Origin of the sequence: Haloferax sp. Atlit-48N (assembly GCF_003383015.2) — an archaeon.
GTDB lineage: Archaea > Halobacteriota > Halobacteria > Halobacteriales > Haloferacaceae > Haloferax > Haloferax volcanii.
Genome location: NZ_CP137689.1, coordinates 43,666 through 59,363 on the forward strand (window position 1 = coordinate 43,666; position 15,698 = coordinate 59,363).

Consider the following 15,698-nt stretch of genomic DNA (forward strand, 5'->3'; position numbering starts at 1 on the left):
GTCGGGGCGAGCGTTCGGGGGCGGTGCGGTCAGGGCGAGCCGACGGGGTGGAAGCCGGTGAAGTCGAGTCCGGCGGTCTCGTCCAGCCCGAGCGCGATGTTGGCGGCGTGGACCGCCTGCCCCGCGGAGCCTTTCATCATGTTGTCGATGGCCGAGAAGACGACGAGTCGTCGGTTTCCGGGGTCGACTTCGAAGCCGACCTCGCCGTAGTTCGTCCCGGCGACCGACTTCGGTTCCGGGTAGCGGTAGACGCCGCCGCCGCCGGCGACGGTGCGCACGAACGGTTCGTCGCCGTAGGAGCCGCGGAACGCTTTCCACATGTCGCCCTTCGAGACGGGGCCGTCGGGGAAGACGTGACAGGTCGCCGCCGCGCCGCGGACCATGTCGACCGCGTGGACGGTAAACGAGACCGAGAGGCCGAGGTACTCCTCGATTTCGGCCTCGTGGCGGTGGCCGGTCGGCGCGTAGGGGCGGACGATGCCCGAGCGCTCGGCGTGCGACGACGCCTTGCTCGCGCCCGCGCCGCCCTCCGACGAGCCGACTTTCACGTCCACGACGACCTGCTCGTCGCCGGCGAGGATGCCGGCGTCGAAAAGCGGCTTGAGGCCGAGAATCGTCGCGGTCGCGTTACAGCCGCCCGCGGCGATGAGGTCCGCGCCGGGGAGGTTCTCGCGGTTCAGTTCGGGGAGCGCGTACTCCGATTTCTCCAGATACTCGGGGCAGACGTGGCCGTCGTACCACTCGTCGTACTGCGCCGCCTCGGAGAGACGGAAGTCCGCAGAGAGGTCGACGACGGTGTCCGCCGCGTCCTGAAAGGCGTCGATGTGCTCCATCGAGACGCCGTGGGGCGTCGCCGTGAACAGCACGTCGACTGATTCGAGGTCCTCCGGCGAGGTGAAACGGAGGTCGAGGTGACGAAGGTTCGGATGGACGTGGCCGACGGTCTTGCGCTCGTAGGAGCGGCTCGTCGCCTGTTCGATATCGAAGTTCGGGTGGCCGTCGAGCAGGCGGAGCAGTTCGCCGCCGGTGAAGCCGGAGCCGCCGACGACGCCCGCGGTGAGTTGGTCGCTCACGCCGAGACCTCCGCCAGCGACTGCTCGCCGTCGACCTTGGCTTCGAGCCAGTCGACGACCGTCGCGGGAACGTCCGTCTCGACGGCGTCGTTGAGCGCCTTGAACTCGACGGTGTGGTTGACCTCGTGGACGGTGTAGTCGTCACCCGTCTCCATGAGGTCGACGCCGAGCAGGCCGCCGCCGACCGCGTCGGACGCCTGCTTCACGAGTTCCTCCGCGCGGTCGTCGAGTTCGAACTCCTCGACGCTCGCGCCCTTCGCGGCGTTCGTGAGCCAGTGGTCCGACGAGCGGACCATCGCGGCCACGGGTTCGCCGTCGGTGGCGAGCACGCGGATGTCGCGGCCCGGCTTCTCGACGAACTCCTGGATGTAGAACACCTTGTGCTCGTAGTTTCCGAGCGTCGACTTGTGTTCGAGGATGGCCTCGGCGGCCGCCTCGGAGTCGATTTTCGCCATCAGGCGACCCCACGAGCCGACGATCGGCTTGAGGACGCAGGGGTAGCCGAACTCCTCGACGATGTCCATCGCCGAGTCGACCGTGAACGCCACTTTCGTGTTCGGCGTGGGCACGCCCGCGTCCGCGAGCGCGAGGCTGTTTTTCGCCTTGTCGGCGCAGATGTCGGCGGTCTCGTGGGAGTTGACGACCGGGATTCCGTACGACTTCAGGAAGCGCGTGATGTAGATGCTCCTGCTCGTCGCCAGACAGCGGTCGACCACCACGTCGAGTCCGTCGAACGATTCCGGCGGCTCCGTGAGGTCGAACTGCTCTTTCCGAACGTCTATCTTCGTCACCTCGTGGCCGCGGTCGCGAAGCTCGTTGAGAAGCAGCTTCTCGTCGCGGCGAATCCGGGAATAGAGCAGTCCAACGTGCAATTTACTCTCCCCAGTCCTCTTCGAGTTCGGGCGCTTCTTCGAGTGTCACGGGGTCGAGGGAGACGACTTCCAGCTCTGCGCCCGTGGCGGGGCTGTCGATGATTTCACCGACTTCGACGTCGGCCGGCAGCTCGATTTCCTCTCCGCTCAGCGGGTCTTCCGCGGTGATGGTGTCGCTCATTACATCCGTGGCTGGTCGACGGACGGTATTAAAGCCGTCGAAAATTACGCGAGAAAAATTAATGCAAAGAAGTCTCTAACGGGTGTTATCTGTCGAATCGGCCGACGATACGGGTCGACCGAACGACGCGTCGAGCTTGGGTGCCACGCTCACTCGACGCCGGAGACGGGACCGGTCGTCGGACCGGTCGGCCCGTCCCCCGCGTCGGTCGTGGTCGTCGTCGCCGCGGTTCCGGTCGGGGTCGTCGGAGCCCCGCCGGTCGTCGCGGCGCGACCGCTCGGGGTCGTCGGAGCGGGCCCGCGGGCGTCTCGCGTTCGGACTCAGACATAGCTCGAAACCTCCTCGTCGAGACCCTCGGCGGCCGCCGCGAGCGAGTCGCGGGCGTCGGCGACGGCCGCGGCGTCGTCCGAGAGCTCGTCGCGGGCCGTCGAGAGCGTCGCCTCCACGGCGGCGGGCGCGGGCCCGCCGACCGAATCGCGACTCGCCACGCTCTCGGTCGGGTCGAGCGCGGCTTCGACGGCCTCGGCTGTCACGTGCGTAAAGAGTGACTCACCTAATACGTCCGTAGCGACGGCGTCAAGTGTTGCCACGTCGGGCGTTCCCTCGGAGCGGGCGGCCGCCTCCGCGACGACCTCGTGGGCCGTGCGAAACGGGAGGCCGGCCATCGCCAGCAGGTCCGCCACGCCGGTCGCGGTCGAAAAGCCGTCGCCCGCGGCCGCTGCGAGTTCGTCTTCGGGCCACGTCGCCGACGCCACCGCGCCGGCGGCGACCGCGGCCGCCTCGCCCACGTCGTCGACGGTGCGGAACGCGTGTTTGTGGGCGCGCTGGAGGTCGCGGTTGTACGCGCGCGGCAGTCCCTTCAGCGTCGTCAGGAGGCCGGTGAGTTCTCCGACCGCGTCGCCCGCGACGGCGCGGACGAGCTCCATCGTGTCGGGGTTCTTCTTCTGCGGCATGATGGAGGAGGTCGACGAGTAGTCGTCCGACAGCTCGACGAGCCCCTTGTTCGAGAATATCACGAGGTCCTCGGCGAGCCCGGAGAGCGTGACCGCGTGGGTCGTGAGCGCCGACAGCGTCTCCGCGAGGAAGTCGCGGGTCGCGGAGGCGTCCATCGAGTTCTCCATCACGCGGTCGAAGCCGAGCAGGTCGGCGGCGAGTTCGCGGTTCACGTCGAAGGGCGTCCCCGCGAAGGCGGCCGACCCGAGCGGCGACTGGTTGATGCGCTCGTACGCGCACATGAGGCGGGCGCAGTCGCGGGCGACCGCCCGTTCGTACGAGAGAAGGAAGTGCGCGACCGTCGTCGGTTGCGCGGGCTGGAGGTGCGTGTAGCCGGGCATCACCGTCTCGGTGTGTTCGGTGGCCGTCTCGACCAGCGACTCGCGTAGGGCGAGCGCCGCGTCGAGGGCCGAAAGCACGTCCTCGCGCAGGCGGTAGCGGATGCAGGTCGCCACCTCGTCGTTGCGCGAGCGGGCGGTGTGCATCTTCCCGCCGTCGGGGCCGACGATGTCGATGACCGCGGCCTCGATGGCCTCGTGGACGTCTTCGCCGCCGGAAAGCGAGTCGTGGCCCGCGGCCTCGACCTCGTCCAGCGCGGCGAGAATCTCGCTCGCGACCTCGGACTCGATGATGTCCTGCGACGCGAGCATCACGACGTGCGCCCGGTCGACGGCGAGGTCGGCCTCGAAGATGCGTTCGTCGGCCGCGAGGCTCGACATGAACCCGCGGGCGGGGCCGCCGCTGAAGCGGTCCCGGCGGATGACGCCCTCGGAGTCGCCGTCCTCGCCTGCCATCTTACTCGTCGCTACCGCCGTCTGCGGCGAGTTCGGGCTTTGCTTTCTTCGTGTTCTGGTTGGCGAGACGCGCCTGGAAGCCGTGGTACTTGGCGACGCCCGTCGCGTCGGCCTGCTCGATGCCGTCGACCGTCTCCGTGTTGAAGGAGGCGGCGGACTCGGAGTAGGCGGCGTACTCGGACTCGCGGCCGACCGGGCGGGCCTGTCCGCCCTCGAACTTGATGGTCACGGTGCCCGTGACGCGCTCTTGGGTCTTTTCGAGGAAGGCGTTCAGCGCGCCCACGAGCGGGGCGTCGACGAGGCCCTCGTAGGCCTTCTGGGACCACTCGTTGTCCACGGTGGCCTTGAAGTCGCGTTCCTCCTTCGTGAGGACGAGCCCTTCGAGCGCCTCGTGGGCGTTCAGGAGCGTCGTCGCGGCCGGGTGCTCGTAGTTCTCGCGCACCTTGAGGCCGAGCATGCGGTCTTCCATCATGTCCGTGCGGCCGACGCCGTGCTTGCCGGCCTTCTCGTTGAGAAGCGAGATGAGTTCGAGGGGTTCGAGCTCCTCGTCGTCGACGGCGACCGGGTAGCCGTCTTCGAACGTGATTTCGATGAGTTCCGTCTCGTCCGAGGGCTGGTCGGTCCACTCGTAGATGTCCTCCGGCGGGACGTAGCCGGGGTCTTCGAGGTTGCCGCCCTCGATGGAACGGCTCCAGAGGTTCGTGTCGATGGACCAGACGCCCTCGTTGCCGCCCTGCACCGGGAGGTCCTTCTCGGCGGCGTACTCGATTTCCCACTCGCGGGTCATGCCCATCTCGCGGACGGGCGCGATGACTTCGAGGTCGGAGGCGCGCCAGACCGCCTCGAAGCGGAGTTGGTCGTTACCCTTGCCCGTACAGCCGTGGGCGATGCCGTCGCAGTCCTGCTCCTCTGCGAGTTCGAGGATGGCCTTGGCGATGACCGGGCGCGCGAGCGCGGTGCCGAGCGGATAGCCCTGATAGTCCGCGTTGGCGCACACCGAGTCGAGACAGAGCTGTGCGAACTCCTGTTTCGCGTCGACGACGTAGTGTTCCAGTCCGAGGGCCTCGGCCGTCTCGTAAGCCTCCTCGAACTCCTCTTCGGGCTGGCCGACGTCGACCGTGACGCCGACGACTTCGTCGTATCCGTACTCTTCTTCGAGAATCGGGACGCAGACTGTCGTGTCGAGTCCGCCCGAGAACGCGAGTGCGACTTTCTTCATGTACTCGTCTGTGGCGGGGACACACAGATAAATTCTTTGCATTCAGTTTATGAAATTAAAGGGTAGAGATGCCTATGGGCACGATAACAGGAGATTAGCGATTTCGACGTGTCCCGAAGGAGATGATGATTGTGGCCCTAAAGGGCCCGTCGTCGGGGTCGGACAGCCGCGGCTCGCAGCGGGGCAAAAGTGGCGCAAGTGCTGCGAGTCGCCATGGTTGTGAGACGCTACGACGGCTTCCCTATTAAACGCTTCCGGCGACGCAAACGTTTCCTCAGTCGAGCAACTCCCCGGCGAGTTCGACCAGCAGTTCGTTGTCGACGAGCGCGAGGACGAGCGCGATAACCGCGACCACGACGACTGCGATGATGAGCCACTCGATAAGGGTCATAGCACCCGCAACGTGACGGCTCCTCGGGTAAGTGTTCTGTGGCCGGTCGGGTCAGTCGAGTCGTTCGAGTCGGCCGCCGCCGATGGGCAGAACCCGCGCCGGGGCGACTCAGGCGCTCTCCGCCGAGGCCTCGCCGTCAGTCTCGCCGCCGCGGAAGACCAGACGCTCCACGAGGTCGGACCGCTGCATCAACACCGTGCCGAGGGCGCTCATGACGAACACGTAGCCGACGGCGAACGCCGGGATGATGTCGCGCATCACCGGCGTCGTGCCCGCGGCGGCCAGCGCCGCGATGACGAGCGAGAACTCGCCGCGGGGGACCAGTCCGACGCCGACCCGGAGCGACCGGTGCGCCGAGAGGTCGTACGCCCGACCGCCGAGATAGCCCGAGAGAACCTTCGACGGCGTCGAGAGGACGACCGCGATGGCGAGCGGGACGGCCGCCGCCGCCAACAGCGTCGGGTCGGTGCCGAGCCCAATCCAGAAGAAGAACACCGCGGCGAACACGTCGCGCACGGAGACGAGCAGGTGTTCGAGTCGTTCCCGGTGGCCGCTCGTCGAAAAGCCCATGCCGACGAAGAACGCCGCGACGGCCTCGCTCACCCCGAGCGCGAGCGCCGCGCCCGAAATTGGGACGACGACCGCGAGCGCCCGCAGGACGAACGCCTCCTGGTTCTCTACGTCGAGGACGCGGGCGAACAGCGCCGTCCCGTACTGGACGGCCACGAACAGCAGGCCGAGGAAGCCGAAGGCGATGGCGAGCGACCGCCCGATGGCCGCGACGCCGCCGTCGCCGCCGAGCACGAGCGAGGTGACGACCGCGAGGTAGACCGCGATGGCGAGGTCCTCGAAGACGAGCGTGCCCAAAATCGGCTCCGACTCGGGGTCGGCAATCCACCCGAGGTCGATGAGCGTCTTCGTCACGATGGCCGACGACGAGATGTAGACGATGCCGCCGAGCAGGAGCGCCTCGACCGGCGACCAGCCGAGGACGAGGCCGATGGCGACGCCGATGGGGAGGTTCACCGCGAGGTCGATGACGCCCGCGCGGCCGATTTTCGCCCCCGACGACCGGAGTCGGTCGAGGCTGAACTCAAGGCCGAGGAAAAACAGCAGGAGGACGATACCGAGTTCCGCCAGAACCGTCACGACCTCGCCGTTCGGGACGTACGGGAGGCCGAACCGCCCGGCGACGTACGGCCCGGCGACGACGCCGCCGACGACGTAGAGGGGAATCACCGACAGACCGAGGCGGAGCGCGACCGCTCCGACGACCGCGAGGACGGCGAACAGGTAGCCGAATTCGAGTAGCGCCGCCGCCATCAGGCCCCTTTGACGAGCGCGACGAAGTCGCGGCAGGCCGTCTTGGGACCGATGACGACGAGCGTGTCGCCGGCTTCGACCATGGCGTCGCCGCCGGGCGAGGTGACGACCTCGTCGCCCCGCTCGATGGCGATGACGGACGCGCCGGTCGCCTGCCGGAGGTCGGACTCGCCGAGCGTCTTGCCCGCGATGTCGGAGTTCGCGCCGACTTCGACCCACTCGATGAGCGTGTTGTCGCCCAGCAGCGTCTCGATGGTCTCCGTCTGGACCGGCTGGAAGTACGCGCCTTCGAGGAGCGTCCCCACCTGTCGGGCGAGTTTGTCGGTGAGCTCGAACAGCTTCTCGGAGTCGCTGTCGGCGCTCGCGCGCCGGAACACCTCCCGCTTGCCGGTGTTGTGCGTCACGATGACGAGCCGGGAGCCGTCGCCGAGGTCCACCTCGTGTTTCTTCCCGACGCCCGGAAGGTCGCTCTCGTAGACTGTCATGGCTCGACGATTGGCGAGCGGGCAAAATAAAGCCGCCTTCCGCTCAGGTGAGCAGCCAGAGCGTCGCCGCGATGGCGGTGCAGGCGACCGGCGGAATCGAGAGGTTGTCGTCGATGACGTAGCCGGCGACGACCGGCTTCGCGCCGTCGGCCAGCGTTGCCCCGGCAGCGCCGGCAGCCGCGGCGAGGCCGCCCGCGACGACCCCCGAGACGGGAATCACGAACGGCGCGGCGAGGGCGAAACAGACCGCGAACATCGCCGCGAGCGTCCGCGCCGACTTCAACTCACCCACCGGTGCGGAGCCCATCAGGCCGCTTATCGGGTCACCGATGGTGAGCATGAGCATCCCCGGAACCGCGATGTGGGGGCCGAACACCAGCGCGACGGCCGTCTGGCTGTAAACGTACAGCGCGTAGCCGGCGACGTTGTCCTGTTCGTACTCGCGGGTGAGTTCGTCGTAGACCGCCCATTCGAGACCGCCGAACAGCCGGAGCAGTTCGAGGACGCTGACGACCGCCGCGAGGAAGACGAACAGATACCCGAGGGTACGCCACTCGACCAGCCCGAGGAGGTACAAAAGCGGCATCCCCGAACCGCTCGCGTGGACCAGTCGCCGTTTCACCTCGGCGGTGCTCGGTCGCCCCACGGCGGGTTACGCCTCGACGACCTCGTTGTCGTCGAGCACGTCGTCGAACGAGGCGGTGCCGGCGCGCAGGCCGACGAGCGTTCCGACGAGGTCGTCGACGGGCAGCCGGACCTGCTTGCCGCTGTCGCGCTCGCGGATAGTGACGGTGTCCGCGCCGTCGCCTTCCAGTCCGTCGCGGTCGATGGTGATGCAGAACGGCGTGCCCACCTCGTCCTGTCGGCGGTAGCGCCGACCGATGCTGCCGGAGTCGTCGTAGACGACCGCGAAGCCGGCCGCGCGGAGCTCTTCGGCCACGTCGTCCGCGAGGTCGACCAGCTCGTCGACGTTGCTCACGAGCGGGAAGACGCCGACGTTCGTCGGCGCGACCGACGGCGAAAGCGAGAGGTAGCTCCGCGCCTCGCCGTCGACCTCGTCGGTCTCGTACGCGTGCGCGAGAAGCGTGTACACCGTGCGGTCGATACCGAACGACGGCTCGACCACGTGCGGCGTGATGTGCTCGCCCGCTTCGGTCTGCGTCTCGACCGAGAAGTTGGCCACGTCGGTGTCGACGGTGATTTCCTCGCCGTCGACGTCGAGGGTCACCTCGTCGGCGTCGAAGGCGTCGGGGTCGCGCTCGGCGAGCGTCTCCAGCGCCTCGGCCACGTCGGCGGCCTGCGCGCCGAACTCGGGGCCGAGCGTCGCCATGTCGGGGTCGACGACGGCGCGCTCGACCGTCTTCGGCTCGTCGTACTGCTGGAAGACGGTGAAGTCGTCGTCGCCGTACTCGCCGTGCTTCGAGAGGTCGTAGTCGCTCCGGTACGAGAAGCCCGCGATTTCTATCCAGTCGCCGTCGACCTCGCTTTCGGCGTCCCAGCAGTCCGAGGAGTAGTGGGCGCGCTCGCCCGCGAGGTGCTGGCGGAAGCGGAAGCGGTCCATGTCGACGCCGACCGTCTCGTACCACTCCTGGGCGATGCCGAGGAAGTAGCCGAGCCACGCGTTGCCGATGATGCCGTCTTCGACGGCCTCGCCGATGGTCGTCTCGACGTAGTCGCCGTCGTCGGCCTCCTGTTCGGTCGCGGGGTACAGAAGCACCTCCACGTCCTCGACCGCCGAAAGGTCGGCCTCGTCGCGCTCGGGGTCGATGAAGTGCTCCAGTTCGGCCTGCGTGAACTCGCGGGTGCGGACGATGCTCTTCCGCGGCGAAATCTCGTTGCGGTAGGCGCGGCCGACCTGCGTCACGCCGAACGGGAGGCTGTTGCGCGCGTACTCCTTGATGCGCGGGAACTCCACGAAGATGCCCTGCGCCGTCTCGGGGCGGAGGTAGCCCGGCGTCGACGAGCCGGGGCCGATGTTCGTCTCGAACATGAGGTTGAAGTCCTCGACCGACTGGCCGACGAGGTCCGCGCCGCAGGTCGGACAGACGAGGCCGAGATCGGCGATTTTCTCCGCCGCCGCCTCAGGGGATAGCGTCTCGGCGTCCTCCAGTTCGGAGTTGTCCTCGATGAGGTGGTCCGCGCGGTGGGACTCGCCGCATTCGGCGCACTCGACGAGCATGTCGTCGAAGCCGTCGAGGTGGCCCGACGCCTCGAAGACGGGCTCGGGCATGATGGTCGGCGCTTCGATTTCGAGGTTACCCTCCTGGACGGCGAAGCGCTCGCGCCACGCCTCCTCGACGTTGGACTTCAGGGCCGCGCCCTGCGGGCCGTAGGTGTAGAAGCCGCCGACGCCGCCGTAGGCCTCCGAAGAGCCGAAGAAGAAGCCCCGGCGCTTGGCGAGTTCGGTGAGCGCGGCGGACTCGTCGCCCTCACTCATACAGCGCCTCCAGCAGGTTGATGTCGCGGACGACGCCGATGAGTTCGTCGCCGGAGACGAGCGGAATCTGCTCGATGTCCTCGCGAATCATCGTCTGGGCGGCGTCCTTGGCGGTGGCGCGCGTGGCGACGCTCACGAGGTCGTCGGTCATGAACTTCGACACCGGTTCGGCCGGTATCTCGACGTTCCGGGTCGGGATGTAGCGATTGCCGACCGCCTTGATGCCCTCCCACATCCACTCGTCGTCCTGATTGGCGACCGAGTCGCCGGTGCCGGCCTCGCCTTCGACGACGCGGGCGACCTCGATGATGTCGACTTCGGTCACGATGCCGGCCAGCGAGGCCTCGTCGTCGAGGACGACCGCGTAGGGCACGTTCGCGTAGAATATCTCGCGCTCGACGATGTGGAGCGGCACGTCGACGTACGTGGTGTTCACGTCGCGGGCGGCGACGTCACCGACCTCGGTCTCGCCGTCGATGTCGCCGCGGGCGATGGCCCGGACCACGTCGGTAACGGTGAGGATGCCCTCGATTGCGTCGCCGTCGACGACGGGGATTCGGCGCGCGTCCTCCGAGACCATCGTCGCGGCCACCGCTTCGAGGTCGTCGTCGGCGCTCGCGGTCGGCACCTCGCGGACGAGCACCGCCAGCTGGTCCTCGTCGGGGTGTTCGATGAGGTCCTCCCGAGAGATGAGGCCTCGGTACTTCGTCCCCTCGTCGGTCTCTTTCACCACAGGAACAGAAGAGAACCCACGCTCTTGGAGGTATTCCAGCACGTCGTCGCGCGTGCCCGGCAGGGACACCGTCACGACCTCCTCACCGCGGGTCATCGCGTCGGCTACTTTCATACACCCGCTTTCTTCCCCCCGCCTAATGTACTCTGCGAACGCTTTCGCCTCGCTGACAGGCGTCCGCCGCCGCTCGCGAGGGTCGGAGGACAGACGATGCGCACGCGGCGTAGAAGCGGAACGGTCCTCGGCTCAGTTCTCGTCGCCTTCGCCCTCGTCGTCGCTGTTCGGCGCGTACCGCCGAATCGCGTCGAGGTTGGGGAAGAACTTCTCGGGGTCGTCGTGTTCGACGACGCCGACGACGGTGCCGTCGAGCTTCTGGAGGTAGGAGTACATCCGCCCCTCCTCGACGGCGACGGTCGCACACTCGAGCGCCTCGCGGAGGTCCCACGCGCCCGCGATGAAGACCGCGGTCTCGGTCTCCGGCGAGAACAGCGCCGTCACGATGTAGACGCGGCCGTCGTTCTCCGCGCGGTACACCTCGTACTCGGGGAACGAGGTCGCTTCGAACAGGTCGGCGACGGTCTCGGCCTTGTCGCCGGGGATGACGTACGCGAGGCCGAACGCCCCCTCGCCGCCTTTGCCGCTGGAGGGGCCGAACGGGCCGCTGTCACCCGCCGGGATTCGGACCGTCTCCCACCCCTCGTCCTCGAACTCGTCGGCCATCGCTGTCATGTCGTCGAGCGTCGCGCCCCACGCCTCGCGGCGACGGTCCGCATCGCTCGCGATCCGTTCGGCCTCGGGCGTCTCGTCGTCTCCGAGCTCGGCCATACCCGTTCTGGACGACGTATATGGTAAAAGGCATCGAATGTCACGGGTGGTCCCGTGCCGGTCAGTAGTTGAGTTCGAAGACGACTTCCATCGCGTACGAAGTCGCGAGGATACAGACCGACGCGAGGAGGAGCTTCACCCCGCTCGACGGCCGCTCGTCGCTGTTCGCCGGTCGCAGTCGCGGCGGGAGTATCGCGTCGAGCGCGTCCCCGACGAGCTTTTCGACGCCGACCGGTTCGTCGCTCCCCGAGAACAGGCCGCCGTCGCTGCCGCCGCTGCCGCCGTTACCGTCGTTTCCGTCCCCGTGTTTCCACGCCGCCTTCGGGCGGACTTTGAGCGACGCGTAGCCGAACATGGCGAACCCGAGAAAGAACATGAGCCACTTCGCGCCGGGCAGTCCGTTGCCGGCGAGCGTGCTCACGACGGCGGTCACGACGAACACCACGCCGGTGAGGGAGACGGCGTAGACCACGGCGTCGATGGCCTTGACGCCGAATCGGCGTGGGTCGAACTCCATGGCTATTGGACGAGCGTCTCGAAGACGGTCGCCGGCTCCTCGTACTCGGCCTCGTGGCGGTGACAGAGGCTCAGTCGCCCCCGGTTGCCGACCGCGAGCTGTTCGGGTCGCTCGTGGTCACAGACGCTGCCGAACTCCTCGCGGAGGTAGGTCCGTGCGGCGTCCTCGTCGTCGTTTTCGGCGTAGTCGGCGGCCTCGTGGATGTGGTTCATCACGTCCGAGGGCGCGTCGAAGTCGCCGAACAGTTCGGGGATGATTTCGTCCATCCCGGCGCGGTGGGTCTCCCGGCCGAGCAGTTTCCGGACGCGGTCGCTCAGCGAGGGGTCGGCGCGAGAGCGCTCGCGCAGGACCTCGCGGAAGATTTCGATGCGCTCCCAGAGGTCGGGGTCCATCTCCCTGTACGCCGCCGGGCGAATCTTCACCGGGCAGCGCGTCGAGAACGGACAGCCAGACGGCGGGTCCCGCGGGCTCGGCGGCGTCCCGCGGAGGGTGATGCGGTCGCGCTCGACGGTCGGGTCCGGCTCCGGAATCGACGACAACAGCGCGTGAGTGTACGGGTTCGCCGGCTCGTCGAACAGCTCGTCTGCCGGGCCGATTTCCATCATGTTGCCGAGGTACATCACGGCGACGCGGTCGCAGATGTGGCGGACGACCGCGAGGTCGTGGGCGATAAACAGGTATGTCAGCCCGAACTCGTTTTGCAGGTCTTCGAGCAGGTTGAGAATCTTCGCCTGCACGGACACGTCGAGCGCCGACACCGGCTCGTCGAGGATGATGAACTCCGGTTCGAGCGCGAGCGCCCGGGCGATGCCGATGCGCTGGCGCTGGCCGCCGGAGAACTGGTGCGGGTAGCGGTAGTAGTGCTGCTCCTGCAACCCGACGGTTTCGAGCAGTTCGCGGACGCGTTCGCGGCGCTCTGACGGCGTCTTCCAGTCGTGAACGTCGAGCGGCTCGCGGACGATTTCGCCGACGGTCATCCGCTCGTTGAGGCTCGAATCGGGGTCCTGGAACACCATCTGCACGTCCTCGCGGAACTGCTTGAGGTCGGAGCCGGACAGCGTGGTGATGTCCGTGCCGTTGAGCCTGACCTCGCCCGCGGTGGCCTCTTCGAGGCGCATCAGCGTGCGACCGAGCGTGGACTTCCCGCAACCGGACTCACCGACGAGCCCGAGCGTCTCGCCGCGCTGGATGTCGAACGAGACGCCGTCGACCGCCTTCACGGGGTTGCTCCCGAGGATGCCGCCGTCCTCGTAGTAGGTCTTGAGGCCGTTGACCTCCAGGAGCGTGTCTCCGCGCGGCTTCGCAGTCTGTTCTTCTTCAGTGGATGTCGTACTCATCGCGTGTCACCTCCGCGCTGTCCGCCCTCGCGGTGGACGGCGACCGCCTCCTCCGTGGGGAGGTCGTCGGGGTACAGCAGGCACGACGCGCGGTGTCGGCCCGTGCCGTCCCCGACTTCGACGGGCTCTGGGTGGACCGTGTCGCACTCGGTGAACGCCTTCGGACACCGGGGGGCGAACCGACAGTAGGTCGGGTCCTCGTTCGGCGTCGGCACGTCGCCCTCGATGGTCGCGAGCTGTTCGCCCTCGTCGAGCCCCTGTCCGGGGATGGAGTTGAGAAGCCCCTGCGTGTAGGGGTGTTTCGGTGATTCGAACAGTTCGACGACGGGTGCGCTCTCGACGATTTCGCCCGCGTACATCACGTTGACGCGGTCGGCGATTTCGGCGATGACGCCCATGTCGTGGGTGATGAACATGATGCCGAGGTCGCGTTCCTCTTGCAGTTCTTCGAGGAGCTCCAGAATCTGCGCCTGGATAGTCACGTCGAGCGCGGTGGTCGGCTCGTCGCAGATGAGCAGTTCGGGGTCGCACGCGAGCGCCATCGCGATGACGGCGCGCTGGCGCATCCCGCCGGAGAACTGGTGGGGGTACTCGCGGACGCGACGGTGGGCGTCCGGAATCCCGACCGCTTCGAGCAGCTCGATTGCCTCTTTCGTCGCCGCCGACCCGCTCAGTCCGCGGTGGAGGCGAAGCGCCTCCTTAATCTGGTTGCCGACGGTGTAGACGGGGTTCAGACTCGTCAGCGGGTCTTGGAACACCATCGCGATGCTGCCGCCGCGGATGGAGCGCATCTGCTTTGCCGACTTGTCGAGGAGGTCCTCGCCGTCGTACATGATGCGGCCGTTTTCGATGCGGCCGGGCTTTTCGACCAGCCGCATGATGGAGCGGGCCGTGACGGACTTGCCCGACCCGGACTCGCCGACGATGCCCACGGTCTCGCCGCGGAAGATGTCGAACGAGATGCCGTCGACCGCGCGGATGACCTCCTTGTCGGTGTAGAACGACGTTCGGAGGTTCTCGACGGAGAGCAGCGGCTCACCCTCGGTGCGGGCCGAGCGCGCCTGTTCGGTGCTCATGCGCCACCTCCGGTGGCCGCGGCCTCGTCACCGGTGTCCGCCTGCGGGTCGATGGCGTCGCGGATGCCGTCGCCGAAGGCGTTCAGACCGGTCACGACGAGCGTGATGAGGAGGCCGGGAAGCAGCGAGATGTGCCACGAGGGGCTCGCGACGTACTGCTGTCCGTTCGCGATGAGCCGGCCCCACTCGGGGGTCGGCGCGGTGATACCGAGCCCGAGGTAGGAGAGCCCGGCGACGCTGATGATGATACCACCGAGACTGAGCGAGGCGTAGATGAGCATGTAGCTGAACACGTAGGGTGCCATGTGCTTGCGCATGACCTGCGTCGGCGTCTGTCCGAACGATTTCGCGGCGTCGATCCAGTCCTCCTCGGAGACCTGGAGCGCCGGGCCACGTATCGACCGCCAGATGAACGGCCAGTAGACGATACTGAAGATGAGGATGATGAGCACCGCGCCGTCGTACAACTCCCTCACCCAGGTGTTCTGGAAGATGACGAGCATCAAGATGAGGACCATGATGACCGGCAACGCCTGTATCGAGTCTGAGACTAACACCGTCGCCAAGTCGGCCAGTCCCTTGTAGTACGCCGTTATCATGGCCAAGCCGAGCCCGATGAGGCCGGCGATACCCATGGCGACGACGGCGATTGTCAGGGATATTCTGGCCCCGAACACCACCTGTGTGAACAAGTCCTTCCCGTTTGTCGCCGTGCCGAACGGATGGAACCTGCCGAAGTCGTCGTACGTCAGCGGCGCGACGTTCTCGTCGCCCGCTCCCTGCGACCCGGAGCCGATGTTGGCCTCGCCGACGAGGACGGTCTCGACGCTCTGGGTGTCTTCGCTCCAGTAGCTCACCTCGTAGTCGTACGGCTGGAGGATGTTCCGCTCCATCGTGGTCGGACCGAGCGCGGGCGCGAATACCGCCATGACCACAAACGTGATGACGATAATGAGCCCGAACTTGCCCCAGGAGTGATTCCGGAAGCGGTTGACCACGTCGTCCCGCGGCGTCCAGTCGACGCGGCGGTAGTGGCGGCGGAACCGGTTGTAGCCGTTCCACGCCCACGCCAGCACCGCGAAGGCGTACGCGTAGACGAACACGACGCGGATGGCCCACGCGACCGCGGGCGAGAGCCCGAGGAACGTGTTCTGGTAGCTAGTCCCGTTCCAGTAGCCCTGGTTCGGAATCACGTCGCGGGAGACGAGCGTCGGAATCGCGTCGAACGCCGCCTGCAACGACTGGACGGCGGACGCGCCGGGGTCGCCGGGGAGGAGGTTGACGACCACGCCGGCGACGGCACCGACGACTTGGAGGATAGCGCCCAGTTCGACGCCGACGAGGACTGCACCGACGGCGGCCCAAATCAGCGCGGGCTGGGGGTTCTCAGCGACTCGTTGTCGGAGCGGAATTTCGGTTTCGGTTGTCGTGCTCACTGTGAT

General features: G+C 67.4%; 15 protein-coding genes. All 15 read right to left on the reverse strand.

Annotation, left to right across the window (positions count from 1 at the left end):
* Window positions 1-29 precede the first annotated feature (29 nt).
* The 15 genes from argC to DEQ67_RS00290 all read right to left on the reverse strand — a co-directional run bounded on the left by argC (window position 30) and on the right by DEQ67_RS00290 (window position 15,692).
* The gene (gene argC / locus DEQ67_RS00220; RefSeq protein ID WP_115891809.1) at window positions 30-1,073 is read right to left on the reverse strand and encodes an N-acetyl-gamma-glutamyl-phosphate reductase; all 1,044 of its coding nucleotides are present in this window, start codon (window positions 1,071-1,073) and stop codon (window positions 30-32) included.
* A complete protein-coding gene (gene lysX / locus DEQ67_RS00225; protein WP_115891810.1) occupies window positions 1,070-1,945 on the reverse strand; it encodes a lysine biosynthesis protein LysX in 876 nt (291 codons plus the stop codon). Before lysX ends, argC begins: the two co-directional genes overlap by 4 nt.
* Before the next feature lies 1 nt (window position 1,946).
* Complete coding sequence (lysW, locus tag DEQ67_RS00230) at window positions 1,947-2,126, reverse strand: lysine biosynthesis protein LysW (RefSeq protein WP_004045057.1); 180 nt, start codon at window positions 2,124-2,126, stop codon at window positions 1,947-1,949.
* A 320-nt stretch (window positions 2,127-2,446) separates the two neighbouring features.
* Window positions 2,447-3,913 (reverse strand): argininosuccinate lyase, encoded by a 1,467-nt coding sequence (gene argH, locus DEQ67_RS00235; protein ID WP_115860689.1) that lies wholly within the window; start codon window positions 3,911-3,913, stop codon window positions 2,447-2,449.
* A gap of 1 nt (window position 3,914) precedes the next feature.
* Complete coding sequence (locus DEQ67_RS00240) at window positions 3,915-5,132, reverse strand: argininosuccinate synthase (protein WP_004065822.1); 1,218 nt, start codon at window positions 5,130-5,132, stop codon at window positions 3,915-3,917.
* Window positions 5,133-5,631: 499 nt separating this feature from the next.
* The gene (locus DEQ67_RS00245; RefSeq protein ID WP_115801981.1) at window positions 5,632-6,846 is read right to left on the reverse strand and encodes a cation:proton antiporter; all 1,215 of its coding nucleotides are present in this window, start codon (window positions 6,844-6,846) and stop codon (window positions 5,632-5,634) included.
* Window positions 6,846-7,331, reverse strand: a complete 486-nt coding sequence (locus tag DEQ67_RS00250; RefSeq protein ID WP_004065818.1) for a cation:proton antiporter regulatory subunit — start codon at window positions 7,329-7,331, stop codon at window positions 6,846-6,848. Before DEQ67_RS00250 ends, DEQ67_RS00245 begins: the two co-directional genes overlap by 1 nt.
* Before the next feature lie 43 nt (window positions 7,332-7,374).
* Window positions 7,375-7,977 (reverse strand): dolichol kinase, encoded by a 603-nt coding sequence (locus tag DEQ67_RS00255; protein WP_115801982.1) that lies wholly within the window; start codon window positions 7,975-7,977, stop codon window positions 7,375-7,377.
* Between the two features lie 6 nt (window positions 7,978-7,983).
* Window positions 7,984-9,768: a glycine--tRNA ligase gene (gene glyS / locus DEQ67_RS00260; protein WP_115801983.1), complete on the reverse strand. Its 1,785-nt coding sequence runs from the start codon at window positions 9,766-9,768 to the stop codon at window positions 7,984-7,986.
* Window positions 9,761-10,615 carry a CBS domain-containing protein gene (locus tag DEQ67_RS00265; protein ID WP_004065811.1) on the reverse strand — a complete coding sequence of 285 codons (855 nt, stop codon included), beginning with the start codon at window positions 10,613-10,615 and terminating at the stop codon, window positions 9,761-9,763. Before DEQ67_RS00265 ends, glyS begins: the two co-directional genes overlap by 8 nt.
* Window positions 10,616-10,747: 132 nt before the next feature.
* Window positions 10,748-11,326, reverse strand: coding sequence for a DUF7529 family protein (locus DEQ67_RS00270; RefSeq protein ID WP_115891811.1), 579 nt, complete (start codon window positions 11,324-11,326; stop codon window positions 10,748-10,750).
* Window positions 11,327-11,387: 61 nt separating this feature from the next.
* Complete coding sequence (locus DEQ67_RS00275) at window positions 11,388-11,843, reverse strand: DUF7555 family protein (RefSeq protein ID WP_115801984.1); 456 nt, start codon at window positions 11,841-11,843, stop codon at window positions 11,388-11,390.
* 2 nt (window positions 11,844-11,845) lie between these two features.
* Window positions 11,846-13,180, reverse strand: a complete 1,335-nt coding sequence (locus DEQ67_RS00280) for an ABC transporter ATP-binding protein (RefSeq protein WP_115891812.1) — start codon at window positions 13,178-13,180, stop codon at window positions 11,846-11,848.
* A complete protein-coding gene (locus tag DEQ67_RS00285; RefSeq protein ID WP_115801986.1) occupies window positions 13,177-14,256 on the reverse strand; it encodes an ABC transporter ATP-binding protein in 1,080 nt (359 codons plus the stop codon). The genes DEQ67_RS00280 and DEQ67_RS00285 overlap by 4 nt, the downstream gene beginning before the upstream one ends.
* On the reverse strand, window positions 14,253-15,692 hold the full coding sequence (locus tag DEQ67_RS00290; RefSeq protein ID WP_004065798.1) for an ABC transporter permease: 1,440 nt from the start codon (window positions 15,690-15,692) through the stop codon (window positions 14,253-14,255). The genes DEQ67_RS00285 and DEQ67_RS00290 overlap by 4 nt, the downstream gene beginning before the upstream one ends.
* Window positions 15,693-15,698: the final 6 nt, after the last annotated feature.

Coding starts and splice junctions, on each gene's coding strand:
- DEQ67_RS00270 (WP_115891811.1), bottom strand. CDS start 11,326: ATGGCCGAGCTCGGAGACGACGAGACGCCCGAGGCCGAACGGATCGCG.
- argH (WP_115860689.1), bottom strand. CDS start 3,913: ATGGCAGGCGAGGACGGCGACTCCGAGGGCGTCATCCGCCGGGACCGC.
- DEQ67_RS00275 (WP_115801984.1), bottom strand. CDS start 11,843: ATGGAGTTCGACCCACGCCGATTCGGCGTCAAGGCCATCGACGCCGTG.
- lysW (WP_004045057.1), bottom strand. CDS start 2,126: ATGAGCGACACCATCACCGCGGAAGACCCGCTGAGCGGAGAGGAAATC.
- DEQ67_RS00240 (WP_004065822.1), bottom strand. CDS start 5,132: ATGAAGAAAGTCGCACTCGCGTTCTCGGGCGGACTCGACACGACAGTC.
- DEQ67_RS00250 (WP_004065818.1), bottom strand. CDS start 7,331: ATGACAGTCTACGAGAGCGACCTTCCGGGCGTCGGGAAGAAACACGAG.
- DEQ67_RS00265 (WP_004065811.1), bottom strand. CDS start 10,615: ATGAAAGTAGCCGACGCGATGACCCGCGGTGAGGAGGTCGTGACGGTG.
- glyS (WP_115801983.1), bottom strand. CDS start 9,768: ATGAGTGAGGGCGACGAGTCCGCCGCGCTCACCGAACTCGCCAAGCGC.
- DEQ67_RS00285 (WP_115801986.1), bottom strand. CDS start 14,256: ATGAGCACCGAACAGGCGCGCTCGGCCCGCACCGAGGGTGAGCCGCTG.
- DEQ67_RS00245 (WP_115801981.1), bottom strand. CDS start 6,846: ATGGCGGCGGCGCTACTCGAATTCGGCTACCTGTTCGCCGTCCTCGCG.
- DEQ67_RS00280 (WP_115891812.1), bottom strand. CDS start 13,180: ATGAGTACGACATCCACTGAAGAAGAACAGACTGCGAAGCCGCGCGGA.